The organism is Glycomyces sp. TRM65418 (genome assembly GCF_019710475.1).
Classification (GTDB): Bacteria; Actinomycetota; Actinomycetes; order Mycobacteriales; family Micromonosporaceae; genus Glycomyces.
In genome coordinates this window covers 81,419-96,601 of the sequence record NZ_JAJFAX010000005.1, presented here as the reverse complement: position 1 = coordinate 96,601, position 15,183 = coordinate 81,419, and the positions used below count along the sequence as shown (strand labels likewise).

12 protein-coding genes are annotated in these 15,183 nt (G+C 69.1%); 4 read left to right on the top strand and 8 right to left on the bottom strand.

What is annotated here, in order from left to right; translation table 11 throughout:
• Window positions 1-28 precede the first annotated feature (28 nt).
• Window positions 29-328, bottom strand: a complete 300-nt coding sequence (locus K3N28_RS12755; RefSeq protein ID WP_228092914.1) for a hypothetical protein — start codon at window positions 326-328, stop codon at window positions 29-31.
• A 246-nt stretch (window positions 329-574) separates the two neighbouring features.
• The gene (locus K3N28_RS12750) at window positions 575-1,078 is read right to left on the bottom strand and encodes a hypothetical protein (RefSeq protein ID WP_228092913.1); all 504 of its coding nucleotides are present in this window, start codon (window positions 1,076-1,078) and stop codon (window positions 575-577) included.
• A gap of 555 nt (window positions 1,079-1,633) precedes the next feature.
• Between K3N28_RS12750 and K3N28_RS12745 the strand changes: the two genes are divergently transcribed.
• Window positions 1,634-2,371: a hypothetical protein gene (locus K3N28_RS12745; protein WP_228092912.1), complete on the top strand. Its 738-nt coding sequence runs from the start codon at window positions 1,634-1,636 to the stop codon at window positions 2,369-2,371.
• Between the two features lie 186 nt (window positions 2,372-2,557).
• Here the strand turns inward: K3N28_RS12745 and K3N28_RS12740 are convergent, their stop codons facing one another.
• Window positions 2,558-3,256 carry a GNAT family N-acetyltransferase gene (locus tag K3N28_RS12740; protein ID WP_228092911.1) on the bottom strand — a complete coding sequence of 233 codons (699 nt, stop codon included), beginning with the start codon at window positions 3,254-3,256 and terminating at the stop codon, window positions 2,558-2,560.
• Between the two features lie 105 nt (window positions 3,257-3,361).
• Window positions 3,362-5,677, bottom strand: a complete 2,316-nt coding sequence (locus K3N28_RS12735) for a hypothetical protein (RefSeq protein WP_228092910.1) — start codon at window positions 5,675-5,677, stop codon at window positions 3,362-3,364.
• A 225-nt stretch (window positions 5,678-5,902) separates the two neighbouring features.
• Here K3N28_RS12735 and K3N28_RS12730 point away from each other — a divergent pair, with 225 nt between their 5' ends.
• From K3N28_RS12730 to K3N28_RS12720, 3 genes are all read left to right on the top strand, one after another.
• The gene (locus K3N28_RS12730) at window positions 5,903-6,892 is read left to right on the top strand and encodes a hypothetical protein (RefSeq protein WP_228092909.1); all 990 of its coding nucleotides are present in this window, start codon (window positions 5,903-5,905) and stop codon (window positions 6,890-6,892) included.
• Window positions 6,893-7,106: 214 nt separating this feature from the next.
• The gene (locus K3N28_RS12725; RefSeq protein WP_228092908.1) at window positions 7,107-8,087 is read left to right on the top strand and encodes a hypothetical protein; all 981 of its coding nucleotides are present in this window, start codon (window positions 7,107-7,109) and stop codon (window positions 8,085-8,087) included.
• Window positions 8,084-8,407: a hypothetical protein gene (locus K3N28_RS12720; protein WP_228092907.1), complete on the top strand. Its 324-nt coding sequence runs from the start codon at window positions 8,084-8,086 to the stop codon at window positions 8,405-8,407. The genes K3N28_RS12725 and K3N28_RS12720 overlap by 4 nt, the downstream gene beginning before the upstream one ends.
• A gap of 170 nt (window positions 8,408-8,577) precedes the next feature.
• On the opposite strand, the gene K3N28_RS12715 is transcribed toward K3N28_RS12720, so the two are convergent.
• From K3N28_RS12715 to K3N28_RS12700, 4 genes are read right to left on the bottom strand one after another with little or no spacing between them, the layout of a single operon-like run.
• The gene (locus tag K3N28_RS12715; RefSeq protein ID WP_228092906.1) at window positions 8,578-9,747 is read right to left on the bottom strand and encodes a M23 family metallopeptidase; all 1,170 of its coding nucleotides are present in this window, start codon (window positions 9,745-9,747) and stop codon (window positions 8,578-8,580) included.
• Window positions 9,744-10,286 carry a hypothetical protein gene (locus tag K3N28_RS12710; protein ID WP_228092905.1) on the bottom strand — a complete coding sequence of 181 codons (543 nt, stop codon included), beginning with the start codon at window positions 10,284-10,286 and terminating at the stop codon, window positions 9,744-9,746. The genes K3N28_RS12715 and K3N28_RS12710 overlap by 4 nt, the downstream gene beginning before the upstream one ends.
• Before the next feature lie 3 nt (window positions 10,287-10,289).
• Complete coding sequence (locus tag K3N28_RS12705) at window positions 10,290-12,233, bottom strand: hypothetical protein (protein ID WP_228092904.1); 1,944 nt, start codon at window positions 12,231-12,233, stop codon at window positions 10,290-10,292.
• Window positions 12,230-15,094: an ATP-binding protein gene (locus K3N28_RS12700; RefSeq protein WP_374209771.1), complete on the bottom strand. Its 2,865-nt coding sequence runs from the start codon at window positions 15,092-15,094 to the stop codon at window positions 12,230-12,232. Before K3N28_RS12700 ends, K3N28_RS12705 begins: the two co-directional genes overlap by 4 nt.
• Window positions 15,095-15,183 lie beyond the last annotated feature (89 nt).

Here is a 15,183-nt window from a genome sequence, read left to right as displayed (position 1 = left end):
GCGGTCGCCGCCTCGGGCGGCGGCGCGGTCAGCACCGCAGGGTCCACCAGGGGCAGGGAGGCTTGCTCGGCAAGGGGAGGGTCAGCTGCAGGAAACGCTCGTCCAGGGGTGCCGTGAGCCGCCGCAACTCCTGCGCCTGGCGTCGCGGCAGACGGTACGACGCCGATTCGAGGACGTCGCGTCCCGGCGGGTTGCAGGACGCGCAATCGGCATGGAGCGCATAGCAGCGCGCGCGACTGGCCGGGCCGCCGACCACCCGCCGCCAGGTGTGGAACGCGCCGGCGATGTCGCCCGGGCGGAACCGGTCGTCCGCGTTCTCGAGCCGCACGACCGCGGCCTGGAGGGCGCCTGAGGCGCCGGGGATTCGCGGAATGGGCCGTCCGCTCCAGGAGCCGGAGCGGCGGGTCTGCGATGCGCGCACTCGCGCGGGCGGCTTACGGGGCATCGCCCTTTCTGTTGTCGCTCATGGCGTTCATTATGCCGACTCGCCGCCGCTGCCGCCAGCGCCCAACACGAGGGCGCGGCCGCCGAACGGATTCCGTTCGGCGGCCGCGCCCCCCGGTGCTGCCGGGTCCTAGCGGTCGCACCAGCGCTTCGTGTCCTGGGTGGACAGCAGGCCGATGACGATGCCGGCCAAGGCGATGCCGATGATCGTGCTGATCAGTGAGCTGGCCGTGTTGGTCGCCGCGTCCGCGCCGACGACCTCGACCTCGGGCGTGAGGATCCACGCCAGGATGCCCAGGGCCACACCGACGAGTTCCAGGATGACGGCGCCCTTGCGGGCGCTCGCGCTGCGCTTGGCGATCTTCACGGCGAAGACGCCGCGCAGGACCGTCCAGATGAGGAGCTGGACGATCGAGGCGACGAGGTACGGCATGAACGACGACGGGATCTCGACGTCGCCCTGGCTCTCCAGCGTGCTGAGGCCGGCGTAGCCGACGAGTGCGCCGATGCCGCCGCAGATGCCGAAGCCGAACAGGATCCACAGCAGCACCACGGCGGCTTTGGTGGTGCCCGGCATGGTCTCCGGTGTCGGTATGGGCGGCGGCGGCGCGGCGGGAGGCGGGGGATGGTTCATGGGTCGTACTCCTTAACGGTTGGGCGGTGGTTCGGGCAAACGTGAGGACGATCCGACCGTGAAGTGGAGCGGGCGGGGTGCGGCGGCGAGGGGTCGGCGATCGCTCGTCCTCCTGAGAGGGATATGCGGGCCAGTGTAGTTGAGAGGGGTGAAAACCGGGTACTCCCAAGGCCGAGAAGGTTATCGTACAAGTGATCGAATCACCTGGTCAGAGAGAAGATGTTCCGATGTCTCATCGTTGGGTACTACAGTGAACGGCTGCTCAGATGAGCCCGAAATGACCGATTCGTACGAACGGGAGGCAGGCATCGTCGGCGACGAGTCCTACCATAGGAGGGGACGATCAGGGTTCAGGGGCGCGACGCGTGCGCCGCCGCGAACCCGCCTCCCCTGGCGCGGGCCTGCCCGCGCACCACGCCGAGCAACCACGGCGACCGCCCGAGGCGCCGTGTACAACACAGGGCCATTGAACGCCGTGGGAATGCCTGCCGGGCCTGCGGCAGCGGACGGACGACGACCACCGACCAGGCGGCCGACGGCAGGACGGAGGGCCACATGATCACGCGATTGGCCGAGTCGCTCGGATACCGGGTGCTCGAGGTGCGGCACGGCGACGGGACGCTCGCAGTGGGCGGTCACGACGGGGCCAGCTCGCTCCGCGTCGGATGGAGACCGCTCATCGTCGAGGGCTACACCGGCTCCGGCTCCATCGACCGCTTCGCGATCCGCACGAGAGACGCCCGCTTCCGCAGAGAACTGCGCGAACTGCGGGGACGGCTCCGCAACGCCGGCGAGGACGACGACCCCGCCTCGCTCGCCGGCCCGATCCTCGGACTGATGCAGCCCGGCCACTACGGGGTGCGGATCTGGAGGAACGCGAACGTCCACATCGAACCATTCGGGGAGAACGGCACCACCTGGTGGTACCCGTACGAGCCCATCGGGACCGAGGGCACCGCGGTCATCCCCACCGACCTGTGGCCGCCCCGCGACGAGGCGACCGTCGCCGGATACGCCGAGGCCATCGAACGCGGCGAACGCCCGCTCGCGGTGATCGTGCGGGCGGAGCCGCCCGGCGACGAGCAGGACTGCGCCTCGTTCCTCATCGACGGCCACCACAAACTGGCCGCCTACCGCCGCACCGGCATCGCGCCGTACTTCCTCGACATCGCCCGCCTCGCCGACCGCCGCCCGTGCGAACCGGACGACCTGCGCGAAGTCATAGCGGGCGACGAGAAGCTCTCGCAGTCCGCCGCGAACCTGATGCGCTACCTGGAGGACCGCCGCCGATAGCGGCGGTCCCGCACCGAACCGCGACGTCGCCGATCAGCCCGGATCGGCGAGGCGCCGCAGGTCGGCGGCGTCCACCCGCAGCAGTCTGAGACCGCCCACAACGGCCTCCCGGACCCGCACCTCCGAGCATCCTCGGCACGCGCCTCGGACTCGCAGACGGCACCCCTCTCCTGCAGCCTGACCGGGTCAGCGCGGGTCGCGTTGCCAGCGGCCCATGGGGACGCCGCCCGGGCGGTCGATGGCCTTGAACAGCGTCGCGGCGTCCCAGTCGTGCGGCTTCGCGCCCTCCGACTCCTCCAGGTACGCCTCCATGAACGCCCGCAGCGGCGCGCCCGCCACGCGGCCCGGATCGTCCGGGGCGAACGACGGGTCCGCGTGCAGCACGAGCAGCAGCATGCCCCGCACCCGCCGCGCCGGGTCGCCGATGCCCGGCTGGAAGTACGGGAGGTCGAGCACCCGCGCGCCCGCGGCCTGATAGAACGCCACGCGGCGGCGCGGATCGCCGTAGTCCTCGTGCACCATCGGCGCGTCCGGCGACTCGATCTCCGCGACCACCATGCACGGGTCGTACCGCTCGCGCCAGGCCTCGACCGCATGCCGCAGCAGCCGACCGCCGAGCCCGTGCCCGCGCGTGCGTGCGGCGACCGCCAGATAGGACAACAACTGCACCCGCGACGCCTCCCACCAGCGTCCGAACGCCGCCGCCGCGGGCCGGCCCCCGTCGTCGACCGCGATGAACAGGCTGCCCCGCCCGGCCTCGAGCGTCTCGGCGATGCGCTGCTCGCTCTCGATCTCGTTCGCCGGGAACGCGGGCACCAGCAACTCCCGGTAGACCTGCGCCAGCCGCCCGCCCGGCTGCGTCTGCTCCACCATCCGGTACGCCATCGTCGCCTCCTCACGCCCCCGACGGGCGGGCCGGGATCCGGCCCGACCGGCGGGTCTCACTCCAGTATTCCAACCGGCGGCGCGCCAAGAGCCGCGTCCGGAGACCTACCGTTCCCTGATCGCCCGCATCCGCCACGCCGTCGCGGCCCGCCACACCCAGCCCGCGAAGGCCAACGGCACCTTGACGACGAACCGCGCCGTAGCCCGGAACCCGTTGTAGGACACCCACCGCTGCCCCACATAGCCGACCGCCCACACGGCCACGACCGCGGTCGTCCAGCCCCACGCCTGCGGCGTCCAGAAACCCGCCCCCTGCCAGATGCTGATCGCGGCGCAGATGCTCAACGCGGACACCGCCGCCGTCGCCGAGTCCCGGACGCGCTGCTGGCGGTCGCCCTCCCACCGCTGCAGCGTCGCCTCCGACTGGTCCGCCATGACCTCATTGAGCCGCGCCTCGAACGTCTCGATCTGCTCATCGATCCCGCTCACCGCCAGCAGCCGCCGCAGCGCCGCCGCATTCGACGGCGAACGCAGCAGCGTCGGCGAATGCAGCAGCGAGATCACCTGCCGGGTCTCGTTCTCGAAGCCGAGCATGCGCGTCCGCGCCGCCTTCATCGCCGCCAACTGCGCGCCGCGGTCCGCGCCCGGCGTGTTGTACGCGGCGATCAACTCGGTGACGCCCGCCCGGTAGCTGTCCAGCTGGAAGTTCCACGCCGCGAGCGTCCCGCTCAGGCAGGCGGTGAACTCCGCGATCGCCTCCAGGTCGCCGGAGATGAAGTTCGGGGCGTCGAGCGCCGCGATCACCGTGGTGTTCTCCGTCGAGATCAGCAGGTCGCCCTGGTTGCGCTGGTTCCAGATCTGCTTGCTGTGGTCGTCGGCGAGCCGGATCCAGTCCCACAGCGACTCCTTCGCGTCGGGCGCGGCGTGCAGCAGGACCGACGCCCCGACCAGGCTCAGCAGCCGGTGCCCGTCCTGCACCATGGGCCGGTCGACCTCGCCGATGTGCGGCTCGAACTCCCGCTGGCGCTCGCTCGCGCGCAGCACCCGGACGAGCACGTGCGATCGTCCCCTATGGATGCAGATGGGGGCGTCGTCCTTCGACTCCTCGTCCTCGGCGCCGTACGAGAGCTGCTCCGGCAGCTGCGTCAGCAGCAGGTCGCGGGCGAACCGCGCCAGGCGGTCCCAGGTCCGACCCGACTGCTCGCAGTCGACCTCGATCGCGCCGTGCTCCCTCGCGGCCCGGAACATCGCCGCATGCAGTTCGCTCGGGTACAGGTCCTCCACGGTCCGCTCCAGGCGCAGGCAGTGCACGCCCATGGGGGAGAACCGGATCGCGGCGTTGAGCTCCTCGGTCGTCTCCTCGTCCACGCGCAGGCGCACCTTCCCGAGGATCAGCTCGGTCCCATCGAACCGCTTGTCCCGCTCGAGCCGCGGCTCCCAGATGTCGGCGTGGTAGGTGAAATGGTCGATGACCGCGGTCGGCCGCACCATCCCCGGCCGCTCCTCGCCCTCCTCCGGCGGCTGCTCGAATGCCCACCGCAGCCGGGAGGCGATCTGCCCGTAGTCCAGCCCGGTCACGCCGAACGGGAACAGGTAGACGATCCGGCCCTCGTCGACCCGCATCCACGGCCGCTTCTCGTCCTGCGCCTCCTGGAGGCGCTCCAACGCCTGCCGGTGGGCGTTGAGCTTGCTCAACTCCACCGACGAGAACGGCCAGCGGTTGACCAGGCGCCGCAGCTCCTTGCGGAACTCGTACTTCTTCCGCTGTCCGGCGGACTTGGCGGTGAGCGCCCGGTTCGCCTCCCGCAGCGCCAGATGGTACTGGTGGCGCACCGCCACCTCGTCCCCGATGTACGCGGCCACCGGCCCGGGCATGGTCGCCGCGTCGTGGAGCACGCCGGTGCAGGAGCCGATCACCGTGTCGAGGAATTCCGTGTAGCGCAACCGGGACCCGGTCTTCAACCGGTCTTCGAGCAGGATCTCCTCCTGCACCAGTTCGCACAGCCGCAGCGCCAGCTCCACCGTCGGATCGGGCTCCGAGTCCAGGCCCCACAGCTCCCGCGCGGTCGCGGCGAACCGGACCATGCACTTCGTGAGGAGGTCCACCCGGTAGGTGTGGTTCCACGCGCGCACCGAGCTGTGGTGGACCCACAGGCACAGCAGCGCCCGCGACACCCCGCGCTGCGTCCGCCTCGCCGCCGCCTCGAACACGGCCGTGGCCCGCGCCAGGTACGCCTCCTCGATGTCCCACTCGCCGCCCGGGTCGACCTCGGACTGGAGCCCGTTCCAGATGAAGCAGTCCCGGATCCCCTGCGTGTCGACGCCGCAGCGGTCCTGCAGATGCGACTCGATGCGACGGGGCACCGTGTCGCTGCGGGCCTCCAGCGGCGCGTCGAGCAGGTCGTCGTCGAGCGATTCCACGTCGGCACCCGATCTCGGCACCGGAATCGCCGGGGTGGCCGTCTCAACATGGGAGGAGTCGCTCATGCCATCAGCCTAGAGTGACCGTGCATACCCGAGTGGTACTCGCGAACGCGGCCAATCGAATCCGACCCGAACGAGTGACGCGTCCGTCTCGGGAACCGGCCCCCTCAAGGCACGCCCATCGCTTGAGCGGGAGGGGTTCGGTCCCATAGGGTGTTCCTCATGCGTAAGGGTTTGATCCGGCGTGTCGCTGGACGAGGACGCCGCGGCGGACCGGTCAGGAGCGGCTCCGGATCGCTGGTCACGAACGCCTCCGGCAAGCAGTATCGCGTGGTCGCCGTGAACGAAGCCGAGGCCGCGGAATTCGCCGACCCGCCCCGCAGGTGGGGCCGAGTGGGCATGATGGCCGGCGGCTGGGCCCTGGTCCTCGTGCTGGGAGCCTCGGTGGCCCCTGGCTTCGCCGCGAGCGGCAGCGAGGAGAACCAGGACCCGCGCGACGACAGCGCAACCGATGCAGAGGGTGCGGCGTTGCGCTACCTCCGCTTCGGCTCAAGCGAAGACATCGGCCGGGCTGAGTCGGCGCTCTGTGAAGACGCCGATCCGGAACTCACCCCGGTCGGTCTGGATGCGATCCGACAGTCATACGCCGACGAACTCGGCGGAATCACTGACGTCAGCGTGAGCACCGATGAACCGATCATCGGCGCGGAGGGCGCTGCATATCCGGGAACCGTCACCTACAACTCCCAAGGCGGACGGCGATTTGAATATTTCACCGTGACCGTCCAGGAGAACGACGGCACTTATTGCGTCTCGAATGCGGTTCATGTACAGGACGAGGAACTAAGCCCTGGCGAGACCGGCGGAACCGATCCGGCGGTTGAACCAGTAGGTCTGGTCAATGACTTCCTGACCGTCATCGTCGGTAACCGCGATGCCGAGGCGGCCACCGAGATGCAGTGCGATTCATACTCCGGAATCACCGCCCAGGATCTCGATGCAGCCGTCGCCGAGTGGGCTAATCGGAACGGCTGGAAATCCGGCATCGCGCTCGGTGCTAGTGAAGTCGAGTCGTCCGAGAGTTCCATCACCGTGCTGGAAGCGGAGATCGAGTTGACGGGCGATGTGAGCGCCGAGACGTTCGCGTTTCAGATTGGCGTGCAAGAGGATTGCATCGCATCGCTAGAAGGCGGTGAAGGGCTCGTGGAGTAACTCCAAAGCTGAATTCCACTTGAGATTCCGCGACACGCCGTGGCTGATGGTTGACAACCGATCGGTGTTCGCTCACCATTTGGTCAGTGCGCCTCCACCTCTGCGCTGAAGACGCACTGACCAACTTCATATGGCCGTGTTGCACACGCCGCCCGGTGGCTCTGGTCGCCAAACAAGGTCCACCGGGCGGCTCGACCCAAAGGAGCAAGCTCCCTTGGCACTTACGACCATACTCGATTCCGGGCTGCCCGGAAACAGCCGTTCCGGTGCGAATTCGACTCGCCGACCGGGCGTTCCCGCCTACCTTGAGCAGGTGGTTTACGCCGCCTCGGTAGACGCGAATTCACCTGGCGCGTACCGTTACGGCCCCGAATCCGCGGACCCGACCATCCCCGACTCGGACCCGCGCTCACCGCGCTACGAACGGCCGCATCTGCGACACCGCCCTGGCGACACGTGGATCGTCGACCGCGAACGCCCGCACGATCCGTTGGACCCCGGCCCGTACGGTTCACCTGGCTGGTACGCCGACAAGCGGACAGGCCGTCACCGCAGGGGCGAGCTGCCCGACCAGCCTGACGAGGGACGACCGCAGGAACCGATCGACCGGCGCTCGCCTGACGCCAGCCCCGAAACGGCCGGGAAGCCCCGAGCGACGCCTGGCAGATCCGGTGACGAACTACCCCAGCCGCCGAGGCGACCACGGTTCTGGGAGGAGGGGAGCGACGACCGACGCTACGACTTCGGCAAGCTTCGCGAAGACGCCTGGTCGCGCTTCCTGGTCGAGTCCCAAGAATTGCACCATGCGCACCTGATCCAGCGCGTCACCGGAGACGACCGCTGGTTCCGGCTCTGGCGGGCTCTGCGGGCCTTCCTGCTCCGAGCGCTCGGCCCGCGAACCTCGAACAGGGGCGCCCAAGTCCGTTATGAGCCCTCGACCATGACGGCCACGCCATCACGAGCGTCAGGGAGGGAAGCTCTACCTGTCAAGGCCGAGTGGAAGCCGACCGAGCGAGCCCTTCATGGCAAGCGGAGAAGTGCGGTGGTCGGAACGGCCAAGGTCAACGCCGCTTCGGCGCTGTCCGGCACCCCGTCGCAGGGGGAGCACCGGGTGAATCCCGTCAACCCCTTCATGGCCCAGTGGGAGCGACATTTCGATGCGACTCAGCTCTTCCGAGAGGCGGTCACGCTATGAACGGGGAGGCCGCAAGCGAACCGGCAACGCCCACCGCGCCCTCTGAAGATCTTGACGGCATTCCCGCGGTCGCAGTGATCGGCGGCCGACGCCTCTATTTCGAGGCGTTCCCGCTGCAAGCTCGATTCCGCGTCACGATGGCCTACGCCTGGGCGGAGAGGACGGAAGCGCTCGGATCGGTGATCCGCCTCGACACCGGCGAGCCTGGCCTGCGCGTATGCGCCCCACTGGAAGTCGAGTGGGCCGCAAGGCACGCGGAAGCGATCGTGTCCGAGGCCGTGAGGATCTGGGCCTCGATCACCCGTGACGGCGAGGGCTGACCTCCCCGAGCGGAAGAAGGGTCGGCGCGCCACGGTGGGGCAGCGCGCCGACCCTTCGACTGTGCCACAAGGGTCCGACACCCCGGCCGATGCCCCGGAAACTACGGACATCGGTTTGCAGTTTTGGCGCAGGGCTCTCCCGCGAGCCGGCTTGGCGTCTCATCGCTCCGTTAACCGAGCGGGGCGCCCATCTGCTTCATGAAGGCGACCGGGTCCACTGCTCCCGCGGAGCTGCGGTCGCCGTTCAGATGGGTCTCGAAGTGCAGGTGGTAGCCGCTGGATCGGCCTGAGGTGCCGACGTAGCCGATGACCTGGCCCGCTTGAACCACGTCGCCCACTTTCACCAGCGGCGCGACCTCGAAGTGGCAGTAGCGGGTCAGATAATCGCCTGCGTGCAGGATGTTGACGTACCAGCCGCAGCCCGCGACCTCCGGTGAACCGGGCACGTTGCAGGAATAGGGCTCGCCGTACAGGCTCGCGTTGCACTCCGAGGTGATCACGGTGCCGCTCGAAGCGGCGACGACCGGCGTGCCGCGCTCCGCACCGAGGTCCACTCCTTGGTGCGTCGGACGCTCGGACGTGCGGAAGCCCGACCAGACCGGCGCCTTCACCGGGGCGATCCAGCCGGAGGCCGACAGTTCGCCCGGTTGCGCGCAGCTGCCGAGCTCGGTGTCGACCGCCGAGACGCGCGAGCCGCCGCCGGTCAGCGTGTCCACGATCTCGGTCGCCAGCGGTTCATGCTTCGCATAGGCGTTCGGGAAGGCCGAGATCTGCACCCGTTGGGCCGCAACGGTGAGCGGGAGGCTCTCCCAGTTCTCGATGGTCTGGAGCTTCTCGTAGAACTTGGTCGAGGCGTAGACGGGGTCGGTGACCTCCTCGGGCGTGCCCCAACCGGACGACGGCCGCTGCTGGAACAGGCCCAGGGAGTCGTGGTCGTTCTGCTCGCCGAGGTGCCCGAGGTTCGTCAGTCGCGACTCCTGCATCGCGGTGGCCACGGCGACCACCCATCCCCGCACCGGGATGCCGAGATCCTGGCCGACCTTGATGATGATGGCCGCGTTGGTGATCTGCTCCGAGCTGTACGGCCCGATCTGGGGGAACTCGGCGTCGGGGTCGATCACGACGTTGCTGCCGCAGCCCGCCCGGAACCCGCCGTTGCTCTCTTCACCGTTCGACTGGTCGGAGAGCAACTGCACGATTGAGATCACGACTCCGAGACAGCAGACGCTCAACACGGTGAGCGTCCACATGAGCGGACGGAGCCGCTTGGGAATGCGCGGAGGTCTCGGCTCTTCCGACTGCTCCCTGGCGGTGGTCTCGTCGTCGCCGATGGCGCTCATGACTGCTCCCAGTCGATCGCCGAGACGAGCCAGCCGTTCTCGGTGAAGTTGTTGGAGCCCTCGGTCATGGTGAGGGTCAAGGTGCCCGTGTCGAGGGGGATGCTCACCTTCGGGCCCTCGGCCGTCGGTTCACCGGTGATCGATTCGGCGGGAACCGACACCGGGTCGACGCCCTGCATCAGGTCGGCCTGCTCGGTGGTCAGGTAGGGGACGATCGAGTCGTACCAGCCGCCGGGGCCGTAGTCGTTCGGGTTGAGCCAGACTTCGGCGAACTCGACCGACCGGTCGACCGCCTCCTGCGGCAGCTCCACTGCCGCATAGCAGTCGTCGTCTTCGCAGGCCTCGGTGGCGATCCCGTCGTCTTCCTTGAGCGATTCCGAGCCGCCGCCGTCAAAGGTCGTGTCTTCGGTGCCGGAGTCGGCGCCGTCGAGCGGGGCCTCCTTGCGCGGGTTGGCCAGCGCGATCGCCCCGAGCACGAGCAGCAGGATGATGACGACGATCCCGTAACGGGAGAAGATGATCCGGAGGGCTCGGTTCATCGGTCACTCTTTTCTCGAAGGCCGGTAGACCTCTCCACTGCCGGAGCTGCCGCCGCCGCTGGACGAACTCGTCCCGGCCTGGCTCGCGGCGCCGGCCGGTCGATCGGCGCCCGTCTGCTGCTCGGGCAGGGTGTCGCCCTTGCGGGGCACGGTGCGCACGTTGTCGGACACTTCTTCGGGCCGGGCGTCGTCGCGGCGTTGCATGACCCGTTCGTATTCGCGTTCGCGCTCGGCGCTTCGTTCCGCATCGCTGGTGCGGCGGCCGAGGAACGAGTCGGCGACGCCGCCGCCTTGAGCGAGCCCGAGGATGCGGCGTCCCGGTCGCAGCAAGAGCCATGCGGCGACGCCCAAGAGGCCGATCAGCACGACCTGGAGCCACACGGGCATCGTCGTCATGAGGATCCGACTGGAGGCCCATATATAGATCACGGCCGCGAGCGAGAAGATCGCGACGTTGATGATCGCGCCGAGCACGGTGTTGACCAGCCGTTTGAACGGACCGCCCGCGGGACGCAGGAGCGCGATGGTGCCGATGATCGGCAGCGCCACGATCGCGAAGCGCACGATCATGAACCCCAGGATGATGAGGATCGACGCGGTGAGGTCGAACAGCGAGAAGAAGATCGCCGTCAGCAGAGCCAGGAAGCCGGTACCGGTGCGTTCCCAGGCTCGCTGGCCGCTCAGGTTCGCGTAGGCCTCGGGGTCCTCGGCCTGGATCTGCATGACGAGGTTCTGCCAGAGCTCCTGTTTTTCCGCGATGACGTCATTGCGATACGTCGCGGAGTCCTCTGCCTCTTCGGCTTCAGTCCAGTCGAGAGCCTGAGCTGCGAACAGGGCGGGACCGTACTTGTAAGCAGTGTTGGACTCGGTGACCACCGGGTTGCCCTCGGCGTCGAGGACGACCTCGCCGTTGCGCTGCTGGAAGGTGACCTCTTCGCTCTGGCCGAGCATGGTACGCAGCCAGTTCTGGTAGAGGACCTGGCCGGACACCGTGTCGGAGGCGACGACGGCTGCGGTCCGCGTGTCGATGCAGAAACTCGGGTTGGCTCGGTTGGCTTCCTTGAGCCGCTCGTACTCGGCCCGGGTGATGTCGGGTCGTCGAGTGCACCCGTCGGTGGTGTCGTCGTTGATGAGCACCGTGCTCAGGTTCATCCCGAGCTTGAGGGCCTCGTCGGTGTATTCCGCGGCCTTCACCGGCCACCGCACCACCGCGGTGACGAGCACGAGGATGAGCACTGCCCAGGCGACCGTGGTGATGGCGTTGTTCATGTCGGCCTGCTTCGAGCGCCACAGCAGGTAGAGGCCGATGAGTCCCACGGTGACCGCGCCGAAGACCGTGAAGATCTGGCGGTACAGGACCTCGGAGCCCTGCTCCATGAAGTCATTCGACCAGCCCCACATGGTGTCCGGCTCCCACGCGGCCTGGCGCATCGAATTCGCGGCGCCGACCGTGGCGACCGACAGGTTGAACTCCATGTTCGCCAACGCGTTCGCGGTGTCGGCCCCGTTCGGGATCGACACCGAGTCCACGCATTGGCCGCCGATGCTCATCTCCTGTGAGCCGTACATCGGCAGCTGGTAGCCGGCGTAGCCGTAACGGCTGTAGGTGCCGATGCCCTCGCTCTTGTCGAGGTTGCTCGGGTCGGCGAACCAGCCCGCCATGCCCGAGTCCGGCGAGGCCGGCTGCGGCGCGGCCTCGCACGGCAGCTCTTGGCCCTGAGGGAGCTCGTCGATGCACTGCGACCAATACGTGTGCCACTCGTAATCGCTGCATCCGTCCGCGCCCTGCGCCCCCGCCGCGCTCGGCGTCAGCACCAAGGCGCCCGCCGCCGCGATCAGGACGATGAGGAGGCGTCCGAGCCGGCCGCCCGCACGCGCGAAACGGCCCGCCAGGTCAGCGGGTCGTCTCGGAGGTGCGTGCTCGTGTACGGCGGAGGGGTCGGTCACTGTTCCTCCCCGGGCGTGGTGTTCAGGTAGTCGAGCAGGCCGCGGACCCAGCTGAAGTCGGCGCGGATGCGCTGCACGCGGCCGTCCACGTCGCGCATCACGAACTCGCGGTAGGGGAGTTTGCTCGTCTCTGAGGCGTCCTGTTCGGACAGCGATGCGAGGACGCTCTCGTAGCCCACGCCGGTCGGGACGCGCAGCAGCTTGAGCGCCTCCTCGGCGACCTCGGTGTCCTCGGCGATGCGGCCGACGAAGACCGTGGAGACGAGGTTCTGGACGTCGAGCCCGAGGATGTCCTTCGGGTTCTGGCTCGCCACCAGCGCCGCGAGGTTCCACTTGCGGGAGTCGCGGGCCAGGCGCACCAGGAACGAGCGGCCGGACTTCCAGCCCTCCATGAAGTGCGCCTCGTCGAGGCCGACGAGTTTGCGGCGGTGCATGTCCCCGCCGTAGGCGCGGCGCACGGCGAGCCGGTGCGCGGTGTGCAGCATCGGCAGGGCCAGCGCCTCTTCGGCGGACCAGTACTCGCGCTCGATCCCCAGGTCGGGCAGGCGCAGGCCGGACATGGTGATGACGGTGAGCGCGGTGTCGTCCTCCAGGACGCCCTTGTCGGGAGTGCCGAAGAACAGCTTGGCGAGCGGCATCTCGGCGGTGTCGAGCAGGAGCGCGGCGAGTTCGGCACCGTCGCCGGTGATGTGGTCCTCGGCGTCCTGCAGGGTCTCGACGATGTCCTCGAGCGCGGAGTCCTCCTCGGCCGGGACGTGGCGGGCCGCGTGGCGCAGGAGTCGCGCGGTGCTCGCCTCCCGCTGGACCTGCGGCGGCAGGAGCATCGCGCAGATGTCCTGCACGAGCATGCGCCGTTCGGAGCGGGCGTTGGAGACGGAGATGTCGTACTCGCGCTGGCCGTCGGGCGAGTCGGCGTAGTGCTCGCGCCTCGGCGAGGGGATGAGCGCGTACGGCGCGAGGGTCCCGTACTCGGAGCCCGTGAGATTGAGGACGCGCGAGAACGGCTTGAGCTCGGGCATCTCGCACAGCCGTGCGAGCGGGCCCGAAGGGTCGAGCAGTGTGACCTGGACGCCGCGCCTGGCGGCGAGGTAGCCGATGGCGCCCATGAGGGTCGACTTGCCGCCGCCGGGTTCGGCGACGAAGACGCTCAGGCCGGACTTCTCGCGGACCTCGGTGGCGAAGTGCATGTCGAGGAACACCGGCCTGCGGCAGGTGCCCGCGGTGCGGCCGATGAGGTCGCCCCGCTGGTCGCCGACGGTGGACGCCGCCTGCGGCAGGGCCGCGGCGAAGAGCTTGACGGGCATGCGCCGCACGTACCCGGTCTGGGCGACCGGTTCGCCGGGGATGAACTCGCGGGCCAGCCAGTCCTGGTTCTTCGGGTGCTGGAGGCTGATGCGCATGTCCCGCTGGTACATCTGCATGAGCGTCCTGGCGCGCTCCAGGCACTCCTCCTTGGTGTCGGCGGTGACGGCGAGGCGGTGCCAGCCGTGGGCGCGCGCGGCGTCGATCGGCAGGCCGGTGGTCATCTCGTCGCCGACGCCCAGGGCGCGTTCGGCGAGGCGCTGGAGCTCGGGCGGGGCGTCCATCGCGTGCTCGTCGTAGTCGCGCTGCTGGGAGCGGATGAGGCGCAGGCGGTGGTCGAGGTCGCGGAAGGCCTCGCCGGGGCCGAGGATGTCGACGCGGCTCGACAACTCCAGGGGCCACGGGCAGCGTTCGTGGAAGTGCAGCCACGGCTCGTGCCGCTGGGGGATCTCGAGTTCCTCCATGCGGCCGACGGTGAGGACCGCGGTGTGCTTCTCCTCGCCGGTGAGGCGGTTGATGAGCTTGACGGTGGAGCCGTACGGGCTGCGGTAGCGCTCGATGGACTCGGTGAGCGCGAGGACGTCGCCGGGCTCCCAGTCGCTGTTGGAGCCGGAGAGCAGGCGCGGCGGCTCCATGCCGAGCGCCACGGACCGGTAGACGAGCCATTCGAGCTCGGCGGTGGTGGCGCGGCGGGCGCGCACGCCGAAGGAGCCGAGCACCTCGTCGAACTGGAGGCTGCGCTTCTCGATCTTGTCGCGCTCGGAGAGCCTGGTGCCGCGTCCGAAGAGGCGGCCGATCTTCTCGCCGAGCTGGTCGAACGCGCCGCGGCGGCTGAAGGTGATGCCGAGGAACGTCTCGCCCTCGGCGTGCGAGAGCTGCTGCAGGTGGCGCTGGGCGGCCACGAGGTGGTCGGCCCAGCTGGTGCCGCCGGGGACGGTGCGCAGGGGCCGGGCGGTGTAGCGGTCGACGGTGCGGGCCCACTGGTCGGCCGGGAAGGGCCGGGTGGTGCGGCGCAGGTGGACGCGCATGCCCGCGAGGCCGGCGAACTGCTCGGCGATGGCGATGATGAGCGCTTCGCGTTCGAGGTCGGGCCGGAAGGACCAGCGCACTCCGGGCAGCTTGTACCAGGCGGTGACCGAGGCGGGCGTGAACGTCACGTGCCCGGCGATCTCGGTCAGGCTCAGCTCGCGCAGCGGCTGCTTCTCTTTGTGGGCGCCGACGGGCTTGACGCGGGTCGGCTTCGCGTCCGTGGTCTCCAGCTGCTGGGCCACGGCGCGGGTCCGTTCGACCGGGACGAGGTCTTGGCCCGGCACCCGTTGTGCACCCTTTTGTTCAGCTGCTGTACGACCTGTGGAAACATTCCGGCGGCCCTGGTCAACAGCCTGTGGATAACTCGGGTCCTGCTGTGGATAACTGCCGTTGCGCTGTGGATAACCCTGTGGATTTCCGCTGGTAGGTGCCTGTGGGTAACGCTGTTGATACCCCTGTGGATAACTTCCCTGATTCTGTGGATAACTCTGGGGAAGACCCTGTGGACGACCCGTGGAAGGAGGGGTCATCGACGCAGGTGGCGTCGCGTGTCGAAGTGGCTCCACTGGAGACGGCTGGGCGGCGGGGCTCGGCTGCGTCGGCCCCTGGTTCGCCGGGC

Excerpts from the sequence above, each read along its gene's own strand:
- K3N28_RS12730 (WP_228092909.1), top strand. The coding sequence starts at position 5,903 with ATGCGTAAGGGTTTGATCCGGCGTGTCGCTGGACGAGGACGCCGCGGC.
- K3N28_RS12715 (WP_228092906.1), bottom strand. The coding sequence starts at position 9,747 with ATGAGCGCCATCGGCGACGACGAGACCACCGCCAGGGAGCAGTCGGAA.
- K3N28_RS12740 (WP_228092911.1), bottom strand. The coding sequence starts at position 3,256 with ATGGCGTACCGGATGGTGGAGCAGACGCAGCCGGGCGGGCGGCTGGCG.
- K3N28_RS12710 (WP_228092905.1), bottom strand. The coding sequence starts at position 10,286 with ATGAACCGAGCCCTCCGGATCATCTTCTCCCGTTACGGGATCGTCGTC.
- K3N28_RS12720 (WP_228092907.1), top strand. The coding sequence starts at position 8,084 with ATGAACGGGGAGGCCGCAAGCGAACCGGCAACGCCCACCGCGCCCTCT.
- K3N28_RS12700 (WP_374209771.1), bottom strand. The coding sequence starts at position 15,094 with ATGACCCCTCCTTCCACGGGTCGTCCACAGGGTCTTCCCCAGAGTTAT.
- K3N28_RS12745 (WP_228092912.1), top strand. The coding sequence starts at position 1,634 with ATGATCACGCGATTGGCCGAGTCGCTCGGATACCGGGTGCTCGAGGTG.
- K3N28_RS12750 (WP_228092913.1), bottom strand. The coding sequence starts at position 1,078 with ATGAACCATCCCCCGCCTCCCGCCGCGCCGCCGCCGCCCATACCGACA.